Raw genomic sequence first — 277 nt, forward strand, 5'->3', positions numbered from 1 at the left:
CTTCTAGCATGGATCATTTTATCTCTTTTTTCTTGATCAAGAGTATGCTCTAGTAGTAACTTTAATACTTCCATATGGCCACTGCTAGCAGCATTAACAAAAGCTTGGTTGCTTCTAGCATGGATCATTTTATCTCTTTTTTCTTGATCAAGAGTATGCTCTAGTAGTAACTTTAATACTTCCATATGGCCACTGCTAGCAGCATTAACAAAAGCTTGGTTGCTTCTAGCATGGATCATTTTATCTCTTTTTTCTTGATCAAGAGTATGCTCTAGTA

General features: G+C 35.4%; 1 protein-coding gene. It reads right to left on the minus strand.

The annotated features are described in order from the left end of the window. Positions 1-239, minus strand: a 239-nt coding sequence (locus tag NF27_RS07805) for an ankyrin repeat domain-containing protein (protein WP_161791841.1), incomplete at its 3' end; no start/stop codon positions are given. Positions 240-277: the final 38 nt, after the last annotated feature.

It is taken from the genome of Candidatus Jidaibacter acanthamoeba (assembly GCF_000815465.1).
GTDB classification, from domain to species: Bacteria; Pseudomonadota; Alphaproteobacteria; order Rickettsiales; family Midichloriaceae; genus Jidaibacter; species Jidaibacter acanthamoebae.